Raw genomic sequence first — 13,331 nt, 5'->3', positions numbered from 1 at the left:
AATCGAGAGCAAATATTCACCAGAAAAAAGTGATCGTATACGTCTTACAGAGAGATCATACAGCTCAGCTAAGGTAAAGCTAATACAGATAAGGACTCCACTGAACCCCACCGATTAAATCGCACCTTCCTTAGGCAGGGATAGTTTAATACCGACTATCGTTAGCATGTTTTTGCATTGCAACCCGACGTAAATATTGAGTACATTTTCTTTATTATTAATCCAGGAATTCATGCAGCAATGGATTATACACCGCGAAAGTCTCAGGATGTCAGCCCTCGCCTTGCAATACAACGAGCCCCCGTTCTGGATACCACTGATAAATACTTCACTCTTTTTCAGATATCCGGATTACTGGCGTTACTCTCAGCGAAATATAATCGACCTTATATTTTACAGGAACAATTCAACATAGATCCGACGCAAAAGGAATGGGCGTCAAAAAAGGTTTCTTACCTGGAGATGCGCCATATATTTGAACATACCTGGTTAGATCAGCGAATTGATCGCAGCCAGTCTTTATTCGCTCATGCCGCGCATATTAATTACAGGAGTTTCGGCGCAATTAGCCTTGCGTCAATGACGCTGGGGAGTTGTGAAAACAGCCTGCTTTTTTGTGCAAAGAACTTTCTCACCCCCTGGAGTGCGGTCCCTGAGTTAAACCGTCAGGGCAGCATCAGTTTGCTGCATATTCCGAAATTTTACGATCCCGAGCTGCGGGCAACATTAGAGCATTTTCATTTTGTGAACTGTTTTGCTGTTTCCCGCTCCCACACGCCGGGAGGCCCCATCGCGCACCGCGTTCGTTTCACCCGCTCCTGTGGCATCAGCAAAACCACGCTTGAGCGCTTTTTCGGCTGCCCGGTGTACTTTGGCGAAGGGATTGCCCAAATCGATTTTACGCGCCAATGGCTCAACCAGGCCACGCCAGCGCTGGACGCTGAATTAGCTCCCGTGGCCGGGCAGCATGCCAGACGAATTCTGGCGCAAGGCCCACCGAAGACACTGAGTCTGTTCCAGTTGTTTAAAGCCAATCTGGCAACCATCCATTCTGCTGACGATATGGCGCAAATGCTCGGTGTCAGCCGACGCACCCTGACAAGAACCCTCGCCCGACAAGGTGCAAGTTATTCAATTTTATCGCGGGAAGTTCGCCTGACTGAAGCCTGCCGCATGCTGCGTAATGGCGAAACGACTGCCCTGATCGCTGAGCATTTAGGTTTTTCTGATGAACGCAGCTTCCGGCGCGCCTTCAGATCATGGAGCGGGGACAGCCCCGCTGAGTATCGACGCGGGCAACGGCATTTTCTGCAGCCGCTTGTTCAGTGATCAATTACCTTCGTAAGGAATAACGATGTCTACAGTGCTCTATCCAGAAACCACCGTTGAGCAAACTGATGACGGTGGATTTCGTCGGCAGAATAATGCTTTCACAACCCGTTTTGGACCAGCTGACGGACAACTACCTGTCGAAGCAGGACGGTATCGCCTGATCGTAAGTGCCAGCTGTGGCTGGTCGCGGCGGATCCTTATTCTGCTTCGTTTACTGGGGCTGGATGCATCCATTTCAGTCGGTTACGTTTTCATCGTGACCATGATGGCTGGCTGTTTTCAGGACAGCCCGGCGAGGTTGATGCGGTGTTAGGGGTAAAACGACTCAATAATCTTTATCGCAATACCGTGCCAGGTTATCAGGGTCGGGGGACGGTGCCTGCCATCGTTGATCTGTCCACCGGCAAGGTGGTTAACAATGATTACCATACTCTTCCCTACGATCTGCACACCGCCTGGGCGCCGCTTCATAGCCCAACAGCGCCTGACCTCTATCCTCATGGGCTGCGCCCTGCTATCGACCTGCTTTACCAGCAAATATTTGACGATGTAAATAATGGCCCGTACAAAATCCTGTTTGCCGGATCGCCGGATGCGGCCCGGGTCGCCAAAAATATCTTTGAAGCGCGGCTGGCAGATTATGACCAGCGCCTTGCCAGCCGGCGTTATCTGTTTGGGGCTCAATTGACGGACTCAGACGTGCGTTTGTTTCAGACACTCTTATCCTATGACAGAGGATACCGGCCAGGCCTTCCTCCTGAGTCAGGTACGCCGCTGGCTATCTCCAGCTTTCCACATCTTTGGGCTTACGCCCGTGAGCTTTTTTCAATACCGGGTTTTGCTGATGAGGCTGAAAAGATTGCTGCCGGCGTGTTACCCGAAGCAGACGGCACATATCGCTACGGTTTTGCATCGGCCCGCGTGCGTTTAACGGAAGGGGAAACGGTGCTGACAAGCTGGCAGGAGCCACATCATCGGGAAACATTGCGCGGCTCGCCGCTGGCGTCCGGTCCGGGTGGCGCGGGAACTGAGCAATACTGGTCATGGCTCGCCAGTACAATCTAAAACCTGCGAAAAAGGCCACACTACATGGCCTCAAATAAAATCCATTAACTTAAGTTCCGCCAGCTCGGCGTCGCGATACAGGGCCATACCGGTCTTCATGCGCTGAAAGCCAAGATTTTCATACAGTCCGACGGTATCAGGATGCGTATATAAAATAATATTGCACTCTTTCACCGCATTAATCAGCGTCTGAATAATGCGCTTACCCAGACCAGCGCCCTGATAGCGTTTGTCCAGAGCGACATTATAAATTGCCGCCTGACAGATACCATCCGAGAGCAGACGCCCCACGCCAATCAGCTCTTCACCATCAAACAGAAAAACGGCTAAGTAGCTATTGCGGAATATTTTTTCTTGCGTCCGGGCATCATCATCGCTCAGACCAAAGAAATGTAATAAGTCGGCAACACGCTGCCATGGAATATTATCCATCGTGGTCTTAACAATAATGTTTTGTACTGATACTGGCATGTCCGTCTCTCTGGTTAAATCACATATTCTGGTTCATAGCGTTGATAATAACGGGCGAGAAAAGCCTTCGTCCTTTCGTGTTTCGGATGTTCAAACACCTGCTGCGTACTGCCATTTTCAATGATTTTACCTTTTTCAAGAAACAGAACCCTGGTGGCGACCTGCCTGACAAAATCCATTTCATGGGAGACCAGAATCATCGTGTTGCCCTCAACCGCAGCGCGTTTAATCACGTCCTGCACTTCAGCCACCAGCTCAGGATCCAGCGCCGATGTCGGTTCATCTAACAGCAGCACCTGCGGCTCCATCGCCAACGCCCTGGCGATGCCTACGCGCTGCTGCTGACCACCGGAAAGCTGCTTTGGGTAGTAGTCCGCACGCTCAATCAGGCCAACTTTTCGTAGCTGCTCCAGAGCCATCTGTTTTGCTTTTTCACGGGAGTACTTCTTAACCACCATTAATCCTTCCATCACGTTCTCCAGTACCGTGCGACGCTGGAAGAGGCTGAATTGCTGAAATACCATCGCCGTATTTTGCCGGAGGTGAACTAATTGACGTTGGGTAAGCCTGGCAAGATCGAAGGACTGACCGTCGATCCGTAATTCACCGCGTTCAGGTCGTTCCAGCCGGTTGATGCACCGTAACAGGGTCGATTTTCCGGCGCCGGAGGAGCCTATAATCGCCACCACCTCGCCTTTTGTAACGGTCAGACTGATGTCATCAAGAATGGTCGTGTTATGAAATGTCATTGAGAGATGATTAATGGTTATCATGGCTCGCCGCTCCCATTTTGGCTTTTTCTTTGGCTGCTGGTGTATCGGGGATGCTGATTTTTTTCTCGATAATTTTTAGCATTATTTCTGTCACGATTGTCAGCGCCCAGTAAATAAGCGCCAGCGAGACATAAACCTCAAAATAGCGATAGCTGCCGCTGGCCAGTATTTTCCCTCGCGCCGTTAATTCGATGACTGAACAAACAAATGCCAGAGAGGTTCCTTTCATTAAGCTGATCAGAGTATTACCTAACGTCGGCAAGGCAACGACAAAGGCCTCAGGGATGGTCACCCTGAGCAGCACTTGCAGTGGCGTCATACCCAATGACTGGGCCGCTTCAATTTGTTTCTTCTCAACAGAGAGCATTGCCGCCCGCAGGCTTTCAGAGTTATAGGCCGCCTCATTAAGCGAGAACGCCAGTAAAACAAAGACCAATGCGGGAACATTATTTATACTATAACTAGTGTCGTTATAGTAGTTATAATATTTCAGAACAATGGGTATCCCATAATAAGAAAGATACAGCTGTACAATTAAAGGAGTACCACGAACAAATGAGACAAACACTGCAAAAAAAGAACTCAATACGGGCAGTTTTTTGATTCTGATTAGCGCAATGATAAAACCGAGCAACACACCAATTATCATGGAAAACAACGTGATGACCAGCGTTACTGGCAAATATTCCAGTAACGCCGGGATCTGCGTGAAAACCAGTTTGATATCAAATATATTTGGCATTCAAGCGGACCTTGCTTTTATTTTGGGACATAATCGCCATTGAAATATTTATTACTGATCGTCGATAAGGTTCCATCGGCCTTAAGTTTGTTTAGTTGCTCATTAATGTCCTGCGCGAGTTTCTCGCCAACTTTACCTTTGGCAATTAAAAAATAGCTATACGGTGAACCAATCAGTGCGCTTTCCTCTTTGCTTAAGGGGATCGTTTTCAGCTTCAGGTGATATTCGCTGATATACTGATCCAGCATCGATTTATCGATTAACTGAAAATCAGTTTTACTACTTTCCAGATTTTGTAAAACTAACAGTAAATCTGCATCGGTATACTGCAATTTAACCGGATTGCTCTGGTGCTGTGTATTGTATTTCTCCAGGGCAGTTGTAAAATTAACCCCTGGATTCACCTCCGACGTCTTACCTAATAAATCACTCAAAGAGTGAATATTAGTGTTGTTGTCGCTAGTGGCAATCACAAACTGGTTTTCAAAAATTGGCTGACTAAAAATGTACTTTTCTTTGCGCTGCGCGTTTTCCACAAAGTTGTTTGCCCCTACCTGAAACCTGTCGGCATCCAGACCGGCGAGGATTGAGGTAAATTCAGTTGTGGTAAACGAAACACTGTACTGCGGTAGCTGACTGAACACTTTTCTGGCCACTTCAATATCATAGCCTACCAGCTGATGGTCTTTATCAAAGTAAGTAAACGGTCGGGGGTCGCCGGCGGTCGCAATCACAATAGGTTGCAGCGTAGCGGTGGTTGCAGCCTGGGCGTCATTAATAGCATAAAAGCAACTGAACAATGCGCCAGCACCGGCACCCAAAATTAAATAAGAGACAATACTTTCTCTGCTGATTCTAAATTTCATTTGTCAATATCCTGATTGTATGAAAATGGTTACTGGCCCCAGACATCATTGGCTACATTGATTATTAATTTTAATTTATTCCACTGCGCTTCTTCACTCAGCAAATTACCTTCCTCAGTGGAGGAAAAACCACACTGAGGGCTGATGCAAAGATCGGCTAATGGAATATAATTGCTGGCCTCTTCTATACGCCGAATCAGCTGTGCTTTATCTTCCAGTGCTGGAAATTTCGAAGTAACCAGACCTAATACCACACGTTTATTCTTATGGGCGGCAAAGGTCAGAGGTCGAAAAGTTCCAGCTCGATCGGTGTCATACTCCAGGAAGAAACCGTTGTAGCGAGTCTGACCAAGAAAATCTTCAGCGATAGGATCGTAGCCGCCGCTGCGCACAAAGCTCGACATATAGTTACCCCGGCAGACGTGAGTCGTAATGACCATGTCGTTGGGTTTCGCCTGCAATACTGCATCGATATTTTCAAGTGCCAGCTGTTTTTTTCTGTTCCACACCTCTTTCGGCATCGTTGCGAGGATTTCCTGGGAACACATATAGCCCCAGAAGCAGTCATCAAACTGCAAATACCGGCACCCCGCACGATAAAAGGCCTGGACCGCATCCTGCCAGGTTTTGCGCAGATCCTGACAGTATTCTTCTAAATCCGGATACAGGTTGCTATCGATGATGTCATCAAACAATAGCTGATTAGGGCTGGGAATCGTAAATTTCGCTACCCCAGTGCTGACTTCCTGATGCAAGAAACGATAGTGCTCAAGAAAAGGATGATCCTCGTTGAAGCTTATCCTGTCATGAGTTTTAATTTCATAGGCCCGAGTGACAACATCGTTGAACACCGCGCCGCCCTCCTCAGGCACATAACCATAAATACCGTGCAGATTTTCCAGAAAATCGATATGCCACCAGGAACGGCGAAATTCCCCGTCGGTAACAGAGTTGAGTCCTAATTCCTGTTGTATATGGACGATGCGGCGGATCTCCTGATCCTCGATCGTTCTTAACTGCCCAGCCGTTATACTGCCGTTAATAAAATCTATTCTGCCTTGCTTTAATTTTGCTGGTCGCAGCAAGCTACCAACGTGATCGGCATGAAAAGGGCCACTTATTATGGAATCAGACATTCTGGTTTTTCTTCCTTATACTCACGTATTTCTGCCGTGCGGATGTTCCCAGACCGCAAGATCAGAGCCTTTAGGGAGCAAATTGTGTATATTGCCAAATAATGCAGCGAGATGCGGAGAACGGAAATAGCTCTCCTTGATAAAGGCAAAGTCGGTGCTTTCCTTCACCGCCGGAATTTGATAGATATCGCGCGCATAGGCCCACAGATGCTTATAATCCACGAGCCTGTTTCTGTTTGTGCGAAATAAAGGATAATAGACGCTATCAAACCGCGCCAGCGTTGGAAATAAACGCAGATCCGCGTCAGTTAATTGAGAACCCAACAGGTAGCGCTGCGTCGACAGACGTTCTTCAAATTCATCAAGACGAGCAAAAAGCCGATCATAGGCGTCATTATAGGCATTCTGGGTATGGGCAAAACCTGCTTTATACACGCCCAGATTGATATCCTGGTAGATGACCTCGTTCAGTGCGTCAATGGCCTGCCGCTGAGCGTCGGGATATAAATCCGGGGCGTCAGGATAATGGTATTTCTTCCATGCCGTTTCCAGGTAGATCGTCAGCCAGTAATGGTCATTATTGACCCCCTTTCCCGTGACGGTGTCAACCATAATGGGCACCGTCGGACGCCCTGTAAAATCAGGATCCTGAGCGATATAGACATCATGGATATAGCGAATACCCAGCACCGGATCTTTATAGTCAGGATCGCGACTAAATTCCCACCCTTTTTCCGTTCGCCACGGGCCTGTCGCCCCGAGGCTTATTACCCGATCCAACCCCAGTAATTTACGCACAATCACCACTTTATGCGCATGCGGGCAGGCTGGCATCCAGAGTAACCGATAGCGATTGGCCTCCACCGGCCACTCATTCTGTGCATCACCAAATTTCTGTGTAAACAGGTTCGCCTGCTGAACAAAGGCGCCATCTTGTTTTATTTCAGCGGCAAAAGTTTTAAATTTCGTTATTGCGGTCATGCAATCGATCCTTAGTCAGACGTGTTCAGCAAGAGATAACACCCGCTAAATCAGCCACGGTTATGCGGTAAGTGCCAGAGACTCACATCCGGGCCTTTCGCCAGAATTTGATAAGGATTGGCAGTGAAATCGCCTAGCTGGTAGCCCTGCTTGATCGCTTCAAAATCGGTCGTATCCCCAAAGCCCGGCGTCTGATAGAGATCGCGCGCATAGCCCCATAAATGCGTAAAATCAATCAACCGGTTACGGTTGGTGCGGAAAACGCTGTAGTAGGCAACATCGAATCGCGCCAGGGTAACGTAAAGCCGAATATCTGAATCAGTAATATTGTCACCAAACAGATAGCGCTGTTTAGCAAGACGTTGTTCCAGTTCATCCAGGCGATTAAATAATGTGTCCCATGCTTTTTCATAAGCCGCCTGGGAATGAGCAAAGCCCGCTTTATATACGCCGTTATTGACATCATGAAATATAACATCATTCAAAGCATCAATTTCTGAGCGCAAGGCTGGCGGGTAAAGATCTGGCGCACCTGGTTTGTGAAACGGTTTAAATTCGGTTTCGAAATAGTTGGTTAATTTAAAGTAATCATTATTTACAACGATGCCTTGTTTTACATCCACCACCGTTGGCACGGTCGCTCTCCCGCTGTAATTTGCATCAGTTTTCGCGTAAATCTCCGGTAAATAATGAATACCTAAAACCGGGTCTACCTCATGTTCATCCGTTGAGAATGACCAGCCTCGTTCGGTTCTGACTGGATGCGCGGTGCCTAAGCTTATCACCTCTTCCAGGCCAAGAAGTTTTCTGACAATAACTGCACGATGGGCCCATGGGCAAATGGGTGCCCACAATAAACGATAGCGCCCGCTTTCCACGGGTAATTCACCGGCACGGGAACCAAATGGCGTAGTGAAACGGTTTTGTTGCCGCACAAAACTCCCATCCGTAGAAATCTCATGAATAATTTCCGATGTGGCAATATTATTCTTATTCACGGTACTCATCATTATACCTCTGGTATTTTTTAGAGATGAGAGCGATACCTCGCCCTCACTGACAGAAATAAAACCCTGATTCATTTTTATTTGTTAATTATGCGCATAGAAAATCATGAAAGTTAAATGCAAAAAGCACATATCCTAAGAAAGCAAATGCAATTAAAGGGTGGGCATATATTAGTCACAATAAGTCAGGGCGAAAACTATTCACTGCGCAATATTTTATACCCGCAGATAATTCACCATGATGACTATAGCCTTTAACAGGCTTCTTAATATTTACGGCTTAATCAACAAATGTTGCTATTGCGATGCCTGGGCGAAGGTCGAGGACGCTTCAGATGCCACCTGTCTGACCCAACGTTCGGTTTGCCTGATGGCTTCTTCAATTTCGACCGCTGATGAGGCAAAGGGCAGCTTAGTCATCAGAGGGAGCTCAATAAATGTCTGCTTTGCCAGTAGCCTGATATCTTCCTCGAGATTATCGAGGATCCCTATATCCTCCAGAGTTAATGCGAGGCCAAAACGGCGGAAGATCTGTAGCCGGCGTGTAAACTCGTCAAAATCTACGCCGCTTATCACGAACTGTGTGAGCAGCCCCAGCGCGACCTTCTCGCCATGGAGCCGATGACGCGTATTTGCCAGCAGTGTGGAAGCCTGATAATAAGGATGCGCAAAACCGCCGAACGAGATTTCCGTCTGTATTGTGCCCACCAGCCCTGCCAGATAAATAATGGCGTCAACCGTGTCTCGTCCGGCCTGAGTAATCAGCCCCCTTTGCCCCTCTGCTATTGCATTTTCCCCCTGACGAGAGAGCAGATCAAAGGCTAACTTTGCCGTATGCAGCATCACCGATAACGTCGTCGACTCCACATCCAGAGTACGGTTAGGTTCCATTTCGTACCATTTCGCAAAGGTATCCAGAATACCCGCCCGCGTATATTGCGCCGGGGCGCTGAGAATGACTGCCGTATCAGCCAGCACCAGCCGTGGTGAATAGCGATTGAAATAGGGTTGCACAAATGCCCCGTCAGCGTCATAAAGCACCGACACTGCCGCCCAGGCCGCACAGGTTGCGGCAATAGTGGGAATGGTGACCACCGGCAGCCCCAGTTTATCGCCCACGACTTTCGCCGTGTCACAGACCTTTCCCCCACCAACAGCAATAATCACATCGGCATTAAACGTCTGCGCTTGCTGTTGAAGAAAGTTGATTTGTTGCAGGCGAGGATAACCGCTAAAAACGGTAATCTGGTATGCAATCTGCCAGGTTTTAAGACTAGCCTGTAATTGTTCTCCGGTACGTTCAAGAGCGGTTTTACCCCCCAATATAAAGGCGCGGTGACCATATTCGGCAATATACTTTCCCGCATGCGGGAGTAAGTCTGGCTGATTAATATATTGTTCTGGCGCTTTGATCGTTAACATGCTGGCGTGATCCTCATTCAATGCAGATTAGGTTAAATCGTAAATTCACCGCTCTGGTCTTCCACCCGCGGCGACGGATGCAGTATTTTCCCCAGGATAATTTGCTGGTAATAGTGCAGATCGGCTTCGCTTGCGTGGGGTCTGGCCAGAGGAATGCGAATATCCAGGGCAATGCGTTGTTGATCCATCACAATCACCCGGTCAGCCAGGCGAACGGCCTCATCGACGTCATGGGTCACCAGCACGGCGGTGAACCCTTGCTCACGCCAGATCCGTTCAATCAGCTCCTGCATCTCAATACGGGTCAGAGCATCCAGTGCACCTAATGGCTCATCAAGAAGCAGCACCCTGGGTTCGGCCACAAGTGCCCTTGCCAGCGCGACTCTTTGTTTCTGCCCGCCGGAGAGCAGACCCGGCCACTGGGTCGCTTTATCGCCAAGACCAACTTGCCGCAGCGCATTCAATGCAATGTTGTTATCACCCTGAGGCGTCCCCAGACAGACGTTTTCGAGCACGCTGCGCCAGGGTAGCAAACGGGCTTCCTGAAAGAGCACGCGAACCTGTGGATTGATGCCCACAACAGGTTGCCCTTCAATCGCCACCGTGCCCGCTGTTGGGGTATCTAACCCGGCAATCATTCTCAATAAGGTACTTTTTCCGCAGCCGCTGCGGCCAACAACCGCGACAAATTCCCCTGCGCGTAGCATCAGATCGACATCATTGATGATCGCGGCATGATCAAAACGCTTACTCACCTTGTTCAGCGTGATGCCGTAACCCGTGGTTGTCTTCATGGTTTGACTCCCCGGAGATCGCGCCAGCGAAGCAAGCGGTGTGCCAGTGATGAGGAAATGACATCGGAGAGTTTGCCCAGCAATGCGTAAATAATGATGCTGAGTACCACTTTATCCATCTGCAAAAGCTCCCTTCCGGTAATGGCCATATATCCGATACCGGCATCGGAAGCGATGGTTTCAGCCGCAATCAGCACCAGCCACATGATGCTCAGGGACAAGCGCACCCCGACCAGAATAGAGGGCAGCGCACCGGGGAAAATGATGTTGCGAAACATCGCGACGGGCGTTAAACCATAGACTTTCCCCATCTCAATAAGACCGTTATCGATAGACTTAATACCGTGGTAGGTATTGATATATACCGGAAAGAAAACACCAAACGCGACCATCGCAATTTTCACCTCTTCCCCAATCCCAAACCAGACGATAAAGAGGGATATCACTGCTAAAACCGGGATATTCTGCAACATGTGGAGGGTGGTGCTCAGGGTGATATCCGCCCTTCTCCACACGCCGGTCAGCAAACCCAGGGCAAACCCAATGCTGCTGCCCAGTAAAAATCCGCTTACCGCACGACGCGCACTCACCACAATGCTGTTAATTAACTCACCGCTCTCCAGACTGGTTATTGTGCGCATCATTACCCCCGCAGGTGACGGCAGGATGGACTTGCTCGCATCGTTCAGACTGTAAAAATGCCAGATAATCAGCAACATTATGGGCAGTAGCCAGGGTACAAATCCGCGCAGTAGTCTGCGCAACCAGGGGATCGCCCGCCATCGTTGCTGCCGTGGTAAAGTGCCGGGATCCGTGCGTCCGGTTATCAAAGCTGAAAATGTGTTTTTTGACATCACCATCAATCCTTAGCGCCACACTTGCCGATTTTTCGTCAACCGGAAGAAATATCGGCATATCCCTTTAGTGAGTGATATAGCGCTGCTTCGCCTGTTCGATCGCCCCACTTAGCGAATTGTCAAAAAATCCGGCAACCTTCACCGGCGCCTGCAGTAATCCGGTGGCAAACAGGACATCGGAAACGTTCTGTTGAGAGGCAATCGCCTCTGGAGAAAGGATTTCATAGCTTGTTGGTCGCTGGGCATATTCCGCTTTGATGTCGGCCAGAGCGGCATTGTAACTGCGGCCTGTGGGGTCAGCGGAAACCTTTGCCCAGGCTTCAGGGTGCAGTTCTGCATAATGTTTGGCGGTGTTTATACGCCCAATATAATCAGCAATGGCGGCACGTTTACCCCGATCCTGTAACGCAGTTTCAGCCGCTATCACTGGGTAGTTGCCCGACAGAATATCTTGCGCTGACGCCAGGGTGTGGGCTCCACGTTGTTTAGCGCTGGTAACTGAGTTTCCGTAGCTTGCAAAAGCATCAATGCCGCCACTAAATAATGCCGTTACGCCATCGGCGGTAGTTATTTCGACGCGTTGAATATCATTCCATCCCAGACCGGCATTCTTTAGCATTTGATGCAGAAAATAGTGCGCAGTGGTAGATTTTATATAGCCAACACGTTTTCCTTTTAAATCCGCAACCGTCTTTATTTTGCTATCCGGCGGTACAATCAGTTCCTGATGGAGGGTTGTCCAGCGTTCGGTGGCAATTATCTTAAAGTTTCCGTTATTAGCGGCCAGAGAGGCGAATACCGGTGGGATCTCGCTGGTATTCGTCACATCGACTTTATTCGCCGCCACCCCTTCCAAAGCCAGACCTCCGCCCTGAAAGGTCTGAAAATTTATGGTATACGGCGTTTTATCTAACCCGGCTAATTTGAGCGCCGCTTCCTCTTCCTTCCAGCCGACAGAGGCAATGGTTAGCGTTGTATTTTTTAACGCCTCATTTACATTAATGGCGTCATTTGCCAGCGCGCTTTGCCCGCCCCCAAAAATGCCTAACCAGGCAACAACGAAAATATATTTTTGCCATAAATTGATTGAACGCATATGTTAAAATCCTGTTATGTTTTTAATTAAGGAGACCCAACAACATTAAACAGGAAATAATCATCGCGTTATAGCATTTCGCTTATGATAATTACGGAATAGCTTATGCAGACACGCAAAAAATAATCACCACAGAAAGATGAAAAATAAAATATGCAAAATACAATTATTCTGCTTTTCGATTAAGAACATCAGGCTTAATTGGGTCGGTTAAACGGGTAATTAAACAGTGACCGGTAAGTACAATGACGGCATGAACGGCTGAAAGTGAGGGAGATATCCAAAATAATCGGTGAGTTTAAATCCCCCGGAGAAGCAGGCATTTCCGGAGGATTACTGATGATAGCGCGCATGCAGATAAAAAATACAGGCGCGCGATAAATCACGTTTAAGGCATCTGGCGGGAACGTTGTTCAGCTGCCGATAGATATCAATGAATTCTTGAAACATTTCACGGGCCAGCATTGAGTTCATAATATGATCCTGTGCATGCACAAGGACCAGATTTACCTGCACTTTACCACATCCTTCGTCCATGCCGATCAGCATCGTCTGCACGTCATGCGCACGCTTAGATGCAGCGAAAGATTCGTTCATTTGGGCATCCACTTCCTGCCAGTTACCCTGCTTCGCCGCACGTAATGCCTGCATAGCGCAGCTGCGTGCTTCCCCGGCGTTGATAATCAATTCCATGACTGTTGATTCCATATCCATTTAGGGAAGGTGCGATTTAATCGGTGGGGTTCAGTGGAGTCCTTATCTGTATTAGCCTTACCTTAGCTGAGCTGT

At 48.4% G+C, this 13,331-nt stretch carries 15 protein-coding genes; 3 read left to right on the top strand and 12 right to left on the bottom strand.

Annotation, left to right across the window (positions count from 1 at the left end; genetic code table 11):
* Positions 1-462 precede the first annotated feature (462 nt).
* From ACSZO4_RS21330 to ACSZO4_RS21320, 3 genes are read left to right on the top strand one after another with little or no spacing between them, the layout of a single operon-like run.
* The gene (locus ACSZO4_RS21330) at positions 463-1,329 is read left to right on the top strand and encodes a helix-turn-helix domain-containing protein (RefSeq protein ID WP_437891067.1); all 867 of its coding nucleotides are present in this window, start codon (positions 463-465) and stop codon (positions 1,327-1,329) included.
* Between the two features lie 25 nt (positions 1,330-1,354).
* Entirely contained in the window at positions 1,355-1,645 is a 291-nt protein-coding gene (locus tag ACSZO4_RS21325; protein ID WP_437891066.1) for a hypothetical protein, read from the top strand.
* Positions 1,639-2,397, top strand: coding sequence for a glutathione S-transferase C-terminal domain-containing protein (locus ACSZO4_RS21320; RefSeq protein WP_437891065.1), 759 nt, complete (start codon positions 1,639-1,641; stop codon positions 2,395-2,397). Before ACSZO4_RS21325 ends, ACSZO4_RS21320 begins: the two co-directional genes overlap by 7 nt.
* Before the next feature lie 30 nt (positions 2,398-2,427).
* On the opposite strand, the gene ACSZO4_RS21315 is transcribed toward ACSZO4_RS21320, so the two are convergent.
* From ACSZO4_RS21315 to ACSZO4_RS21260, 12 genes are all read right to left on the bottom strand, one after another.
* The gene (locus ACSZO4_RS21315) at positions 2,428-2,868 is read right to left on the bottom strand and encodes a GNAT family N-acetyltransferase (protein ID WP_437891064.1); all 441 of its coding nucleotides are present in this window, start codon (positions 2,866-2,868) and stop codon (positions 2,428-2,430) included.
* Positions 2,869-2,882: 14 nt separating this feature from the next.
* Entirely contained in the window at positions 2,883-3,641 is a 759-nt protein-coding gene (locus ACSZO4_RS21310; protein ID WP_437891063.1) for an amino acid ABC transporter ATP-binding protein, read from the bottom strand.
* Positions 3,628-4,383, bottom strand: a complete 756-nt coding sequence (locus ACSZO4_RS21305; protein ID WP_437891062.1) for an amino acid ABC transporter permease — start codon at positions 4,381-4,383, stop codon at positions 3,628-3,630. Before ACSZO4_RS21305 ends, ACSZO4_RS21310 begins: the two co-directional genes overlap by 14 nt.
* 17 nt (positions 4,384-4,400) lie before the next feature.
* A complete protein-coding gene (locus tag ACSZO4_RS21300) occupies positions 4,401-5,249 on the bottom strand; it encodes a transporter substrate-binding domain-containing protein (RefSeq protein ID WP_437891061.1) in 849 nt (282 codons plus the stop codon).
* A 29-nt stretch (positions 5,250-5,278) separates the two neighbouring features.
* The gene (locus ACSZO4_RS21295) at positions 5,279-6,385 is read right to left on the bottom strand and encodes a 5-methyltetrahydropteroyltriglutamate--homocysteine S-methyltransferase (protein ID WP_437891060.1); all 1,107 of its coding nucleotides are present in this window, start codon (positions 6,383-6,385) and stop codon (positions 5,279-5,281) included.
* Between the two features lie 21 nt (positions 6,386-6,406).
* Entirely contained in the window at positions 6,407-7,366 is a 960-nt protein-coding gene (locus ACSZO4_RS21290; protein ID WP_437891059.1) for a glutathione S-transferase C-terminal domain-containing protein, read from the bottom strand.
* A gap of 50 nt (positions 7,367-7,416) precedes the next feature.
* Positions 7,417-8,376, bottom strand: a complete 960-nt coding sequence (locus ACSZO4_RS21285; RefSeq protein ID WP_437891058.1) for a glutathione S-transferase family protein — start codon at positions 8,374-8,376, stop codon at positions 7,417-7,419.
* A 294-nt stretch (positions 8,377-8,670) separates the two neighbouring features.
* Positions 8,671-9,795 carry an iron-containing alcohol dehydrogenase family protein gene (locus ACSZO4_RS21280; RefSeq protein WP_437891057.1) on the bottom strand — a complete coding sequence of 375 codons (1,125 nt, stop codon included), beginning with the start codon at positions 9,793-9,795 and terminating at the stop codon, positions 8,671-8,673.
* Positions 9,796-9,827: 32 nt separating this feature from the next.
* Positions 9,828-10,589 carry an ABC transporter ATP-binding protein gene (locus ACSZO4_RS21275; RefSeq protein WP_437891056.1) on the bottom strand — a complete coding sequence of 254 codons (762 nt, stop codon included), beginning with the start codon at positions 10,587-10,589 and terminating at the stop codon, positions 9,828-9,830.
* Positions 10,586-11,308, bottom strand: coding sequence for an ABC transporter permease subunit (locus tag ACSZO4_RS21270; RefSeq protein WP_437891068.1), 723 nt, complete (start codon positions 11,306-11,308; stop codon positions 10,586-10,588). Before ACSZO4_RS21270 ends, ACSZO4_RS21275 begins: the two co-directional genes overlap by 4 nt.
* Before the next feature lie 202 nt (positions 11,309-11,510).
* Entirely contained in the window at positions 11,511-12,542 is a 1,032-nt protein-coding gene (locus ACSZO4_RS21265) for an ABC transporter substrate-binding protein (protein ID WP_437891055.1), read from the bottom strand.
* A gap of 333 nt (positions 12,543-12,875) precedes the next feature.
* Positions 12,876-13,256 carry a PTS lactose/cellobiose transporter subunit IIA gene (locus ACSZO4_RS21260; RefSeq protein ID WP_437891054.1) on the bottom strand — a complete coding sequence of 127 codons (381 nt, stop codon included), beginning with the start codon at positions 13,254-13,256 and terminating at the stop codon, positions 12,876-12,878.
* Between the last annotated feature and the right edge of the window lie 75 nt (positions 13,257-13,331).

Source organism: Phytobacter sp. V91 (genome assembly GCF_965644225.1).
Taxonomy (GTDB): domain Bacteria; phylum Pseudomonadota; class Gammaproteobacteria; order Enterobacterales; family Enterobacteriaceae; genus CBFFRJ01.
Note: the sequence above shows the minus strand (reverse complement) of the source record. Positions and strands in the feature narration are given on the sequence as shown.

What these genes read in the sequence shown, in the direction of transcription:
- ACSZO4_RS21295 (WP_437891060.1), bottom strand. Translation starts at nt 6,385, where the DNA reads ATGTCTGATTCCATAATAAGTGGCCCTTTTCATGCCGATCACGTTGGT.
- ACSZO4_RS21300 (WP_437891061.1), bottom strand. Translation starts at nt 5,249, where the DNA reads ATGAAATTTAGAATCAGCAGAGAAAGTATTGTCTCTTATTTAATTTTG.
- ACSZO4_RS21275 (WP_437891056.1), bottom strand. Translation starts at nt 10,589, where the DNA reads ATGAAGACAACCACGGGTTACGGCATCACGCTGAACAAGGTGAGTAAG.
- ACSZO4_RS21315 (WP_437891064.1), bottom strand. Translation starts at nt 2,868, where the DNA reads ATGCCAGTATCAGTACAAAACATTATTGTTAAGACCACGATGGATAAT.
- ACSZO4_RS21265 (WP_437891055.1), bottom strand. Translation starts at nt 12,542, where the DNA reads ATGCGTTCAATCAATTTATGGCAAAAATATATTTTCGTTGTTGCCTGG.
- ACSZO4_RS21310 (WP_437891063.1), bottom strand. Translation starts at nt 3,641, where the DNA reads ATGATAACCATTAATCATCTCTCAATGACATTTCATAACACGACCATT.
- ACSZO4_RS21305 (WP_437891062.1), bottom strand. Translation starts at nt 4,383, where the DNA reads ATGCCAAATATATTTGATATCAAACTGGTTTTCACGCAGATCCCGGCG.
- ACSZO4_RS21285 (WP_437891058.1), bottom strand. Translation starts at nt 8,376, where the DNA reads ATGATGAGTACCGTGAATAAGAATAATATTGCCACATCGGAAATTATT.
- ACSZO4_RS21280 (WP_437891057.1), bottom strand. Translation starts at nt 9,795, where the DNA reads ATGTTAACGATCAAAGCGCCAGAACAATATATTAATCAGCCAGACTTA.
- ACSZO4_RS21330 (WP_437891067.1), top strand. Translation starts at nt 463, where the DNA reads ATGCGCCATATATTTGAACATACCTGGTTAGATCAGCGAATTGATCGC.
- ACSZO4_RS21325 (WP_437891066.1), top strand. Translation starts at nt 1,355, where the DNA reads ATGTCTACAGTGCTCTATCCAGAAACCACCGTTGAGCAAACTGATGAC.
- ACSZO4_RS21260 (WP_437891054.1), bottom strand. Translation starts at nt 13,256, where the DNA reads ATGGATATGGAATCAACAGTCATGGAATTGATTATCAACGCCGGGGAA.
- ACSZO4_RS21270 (WP_437891068.1), bottom strand. Translation starts at nt 11,308, where the DNA reads ATGTTGCTGATTATCTGGCATTTTTACAGTCTGAACGATGCGAGCAAG.
- ACSZO4_RS21290 (WP_437891059.1), bottom strand. Translation starts at nt 7,366, where the DNA reads ATGACCGCAATAACGAAATTTAAAACTTTTGCCGCTGAAATAAAACAA.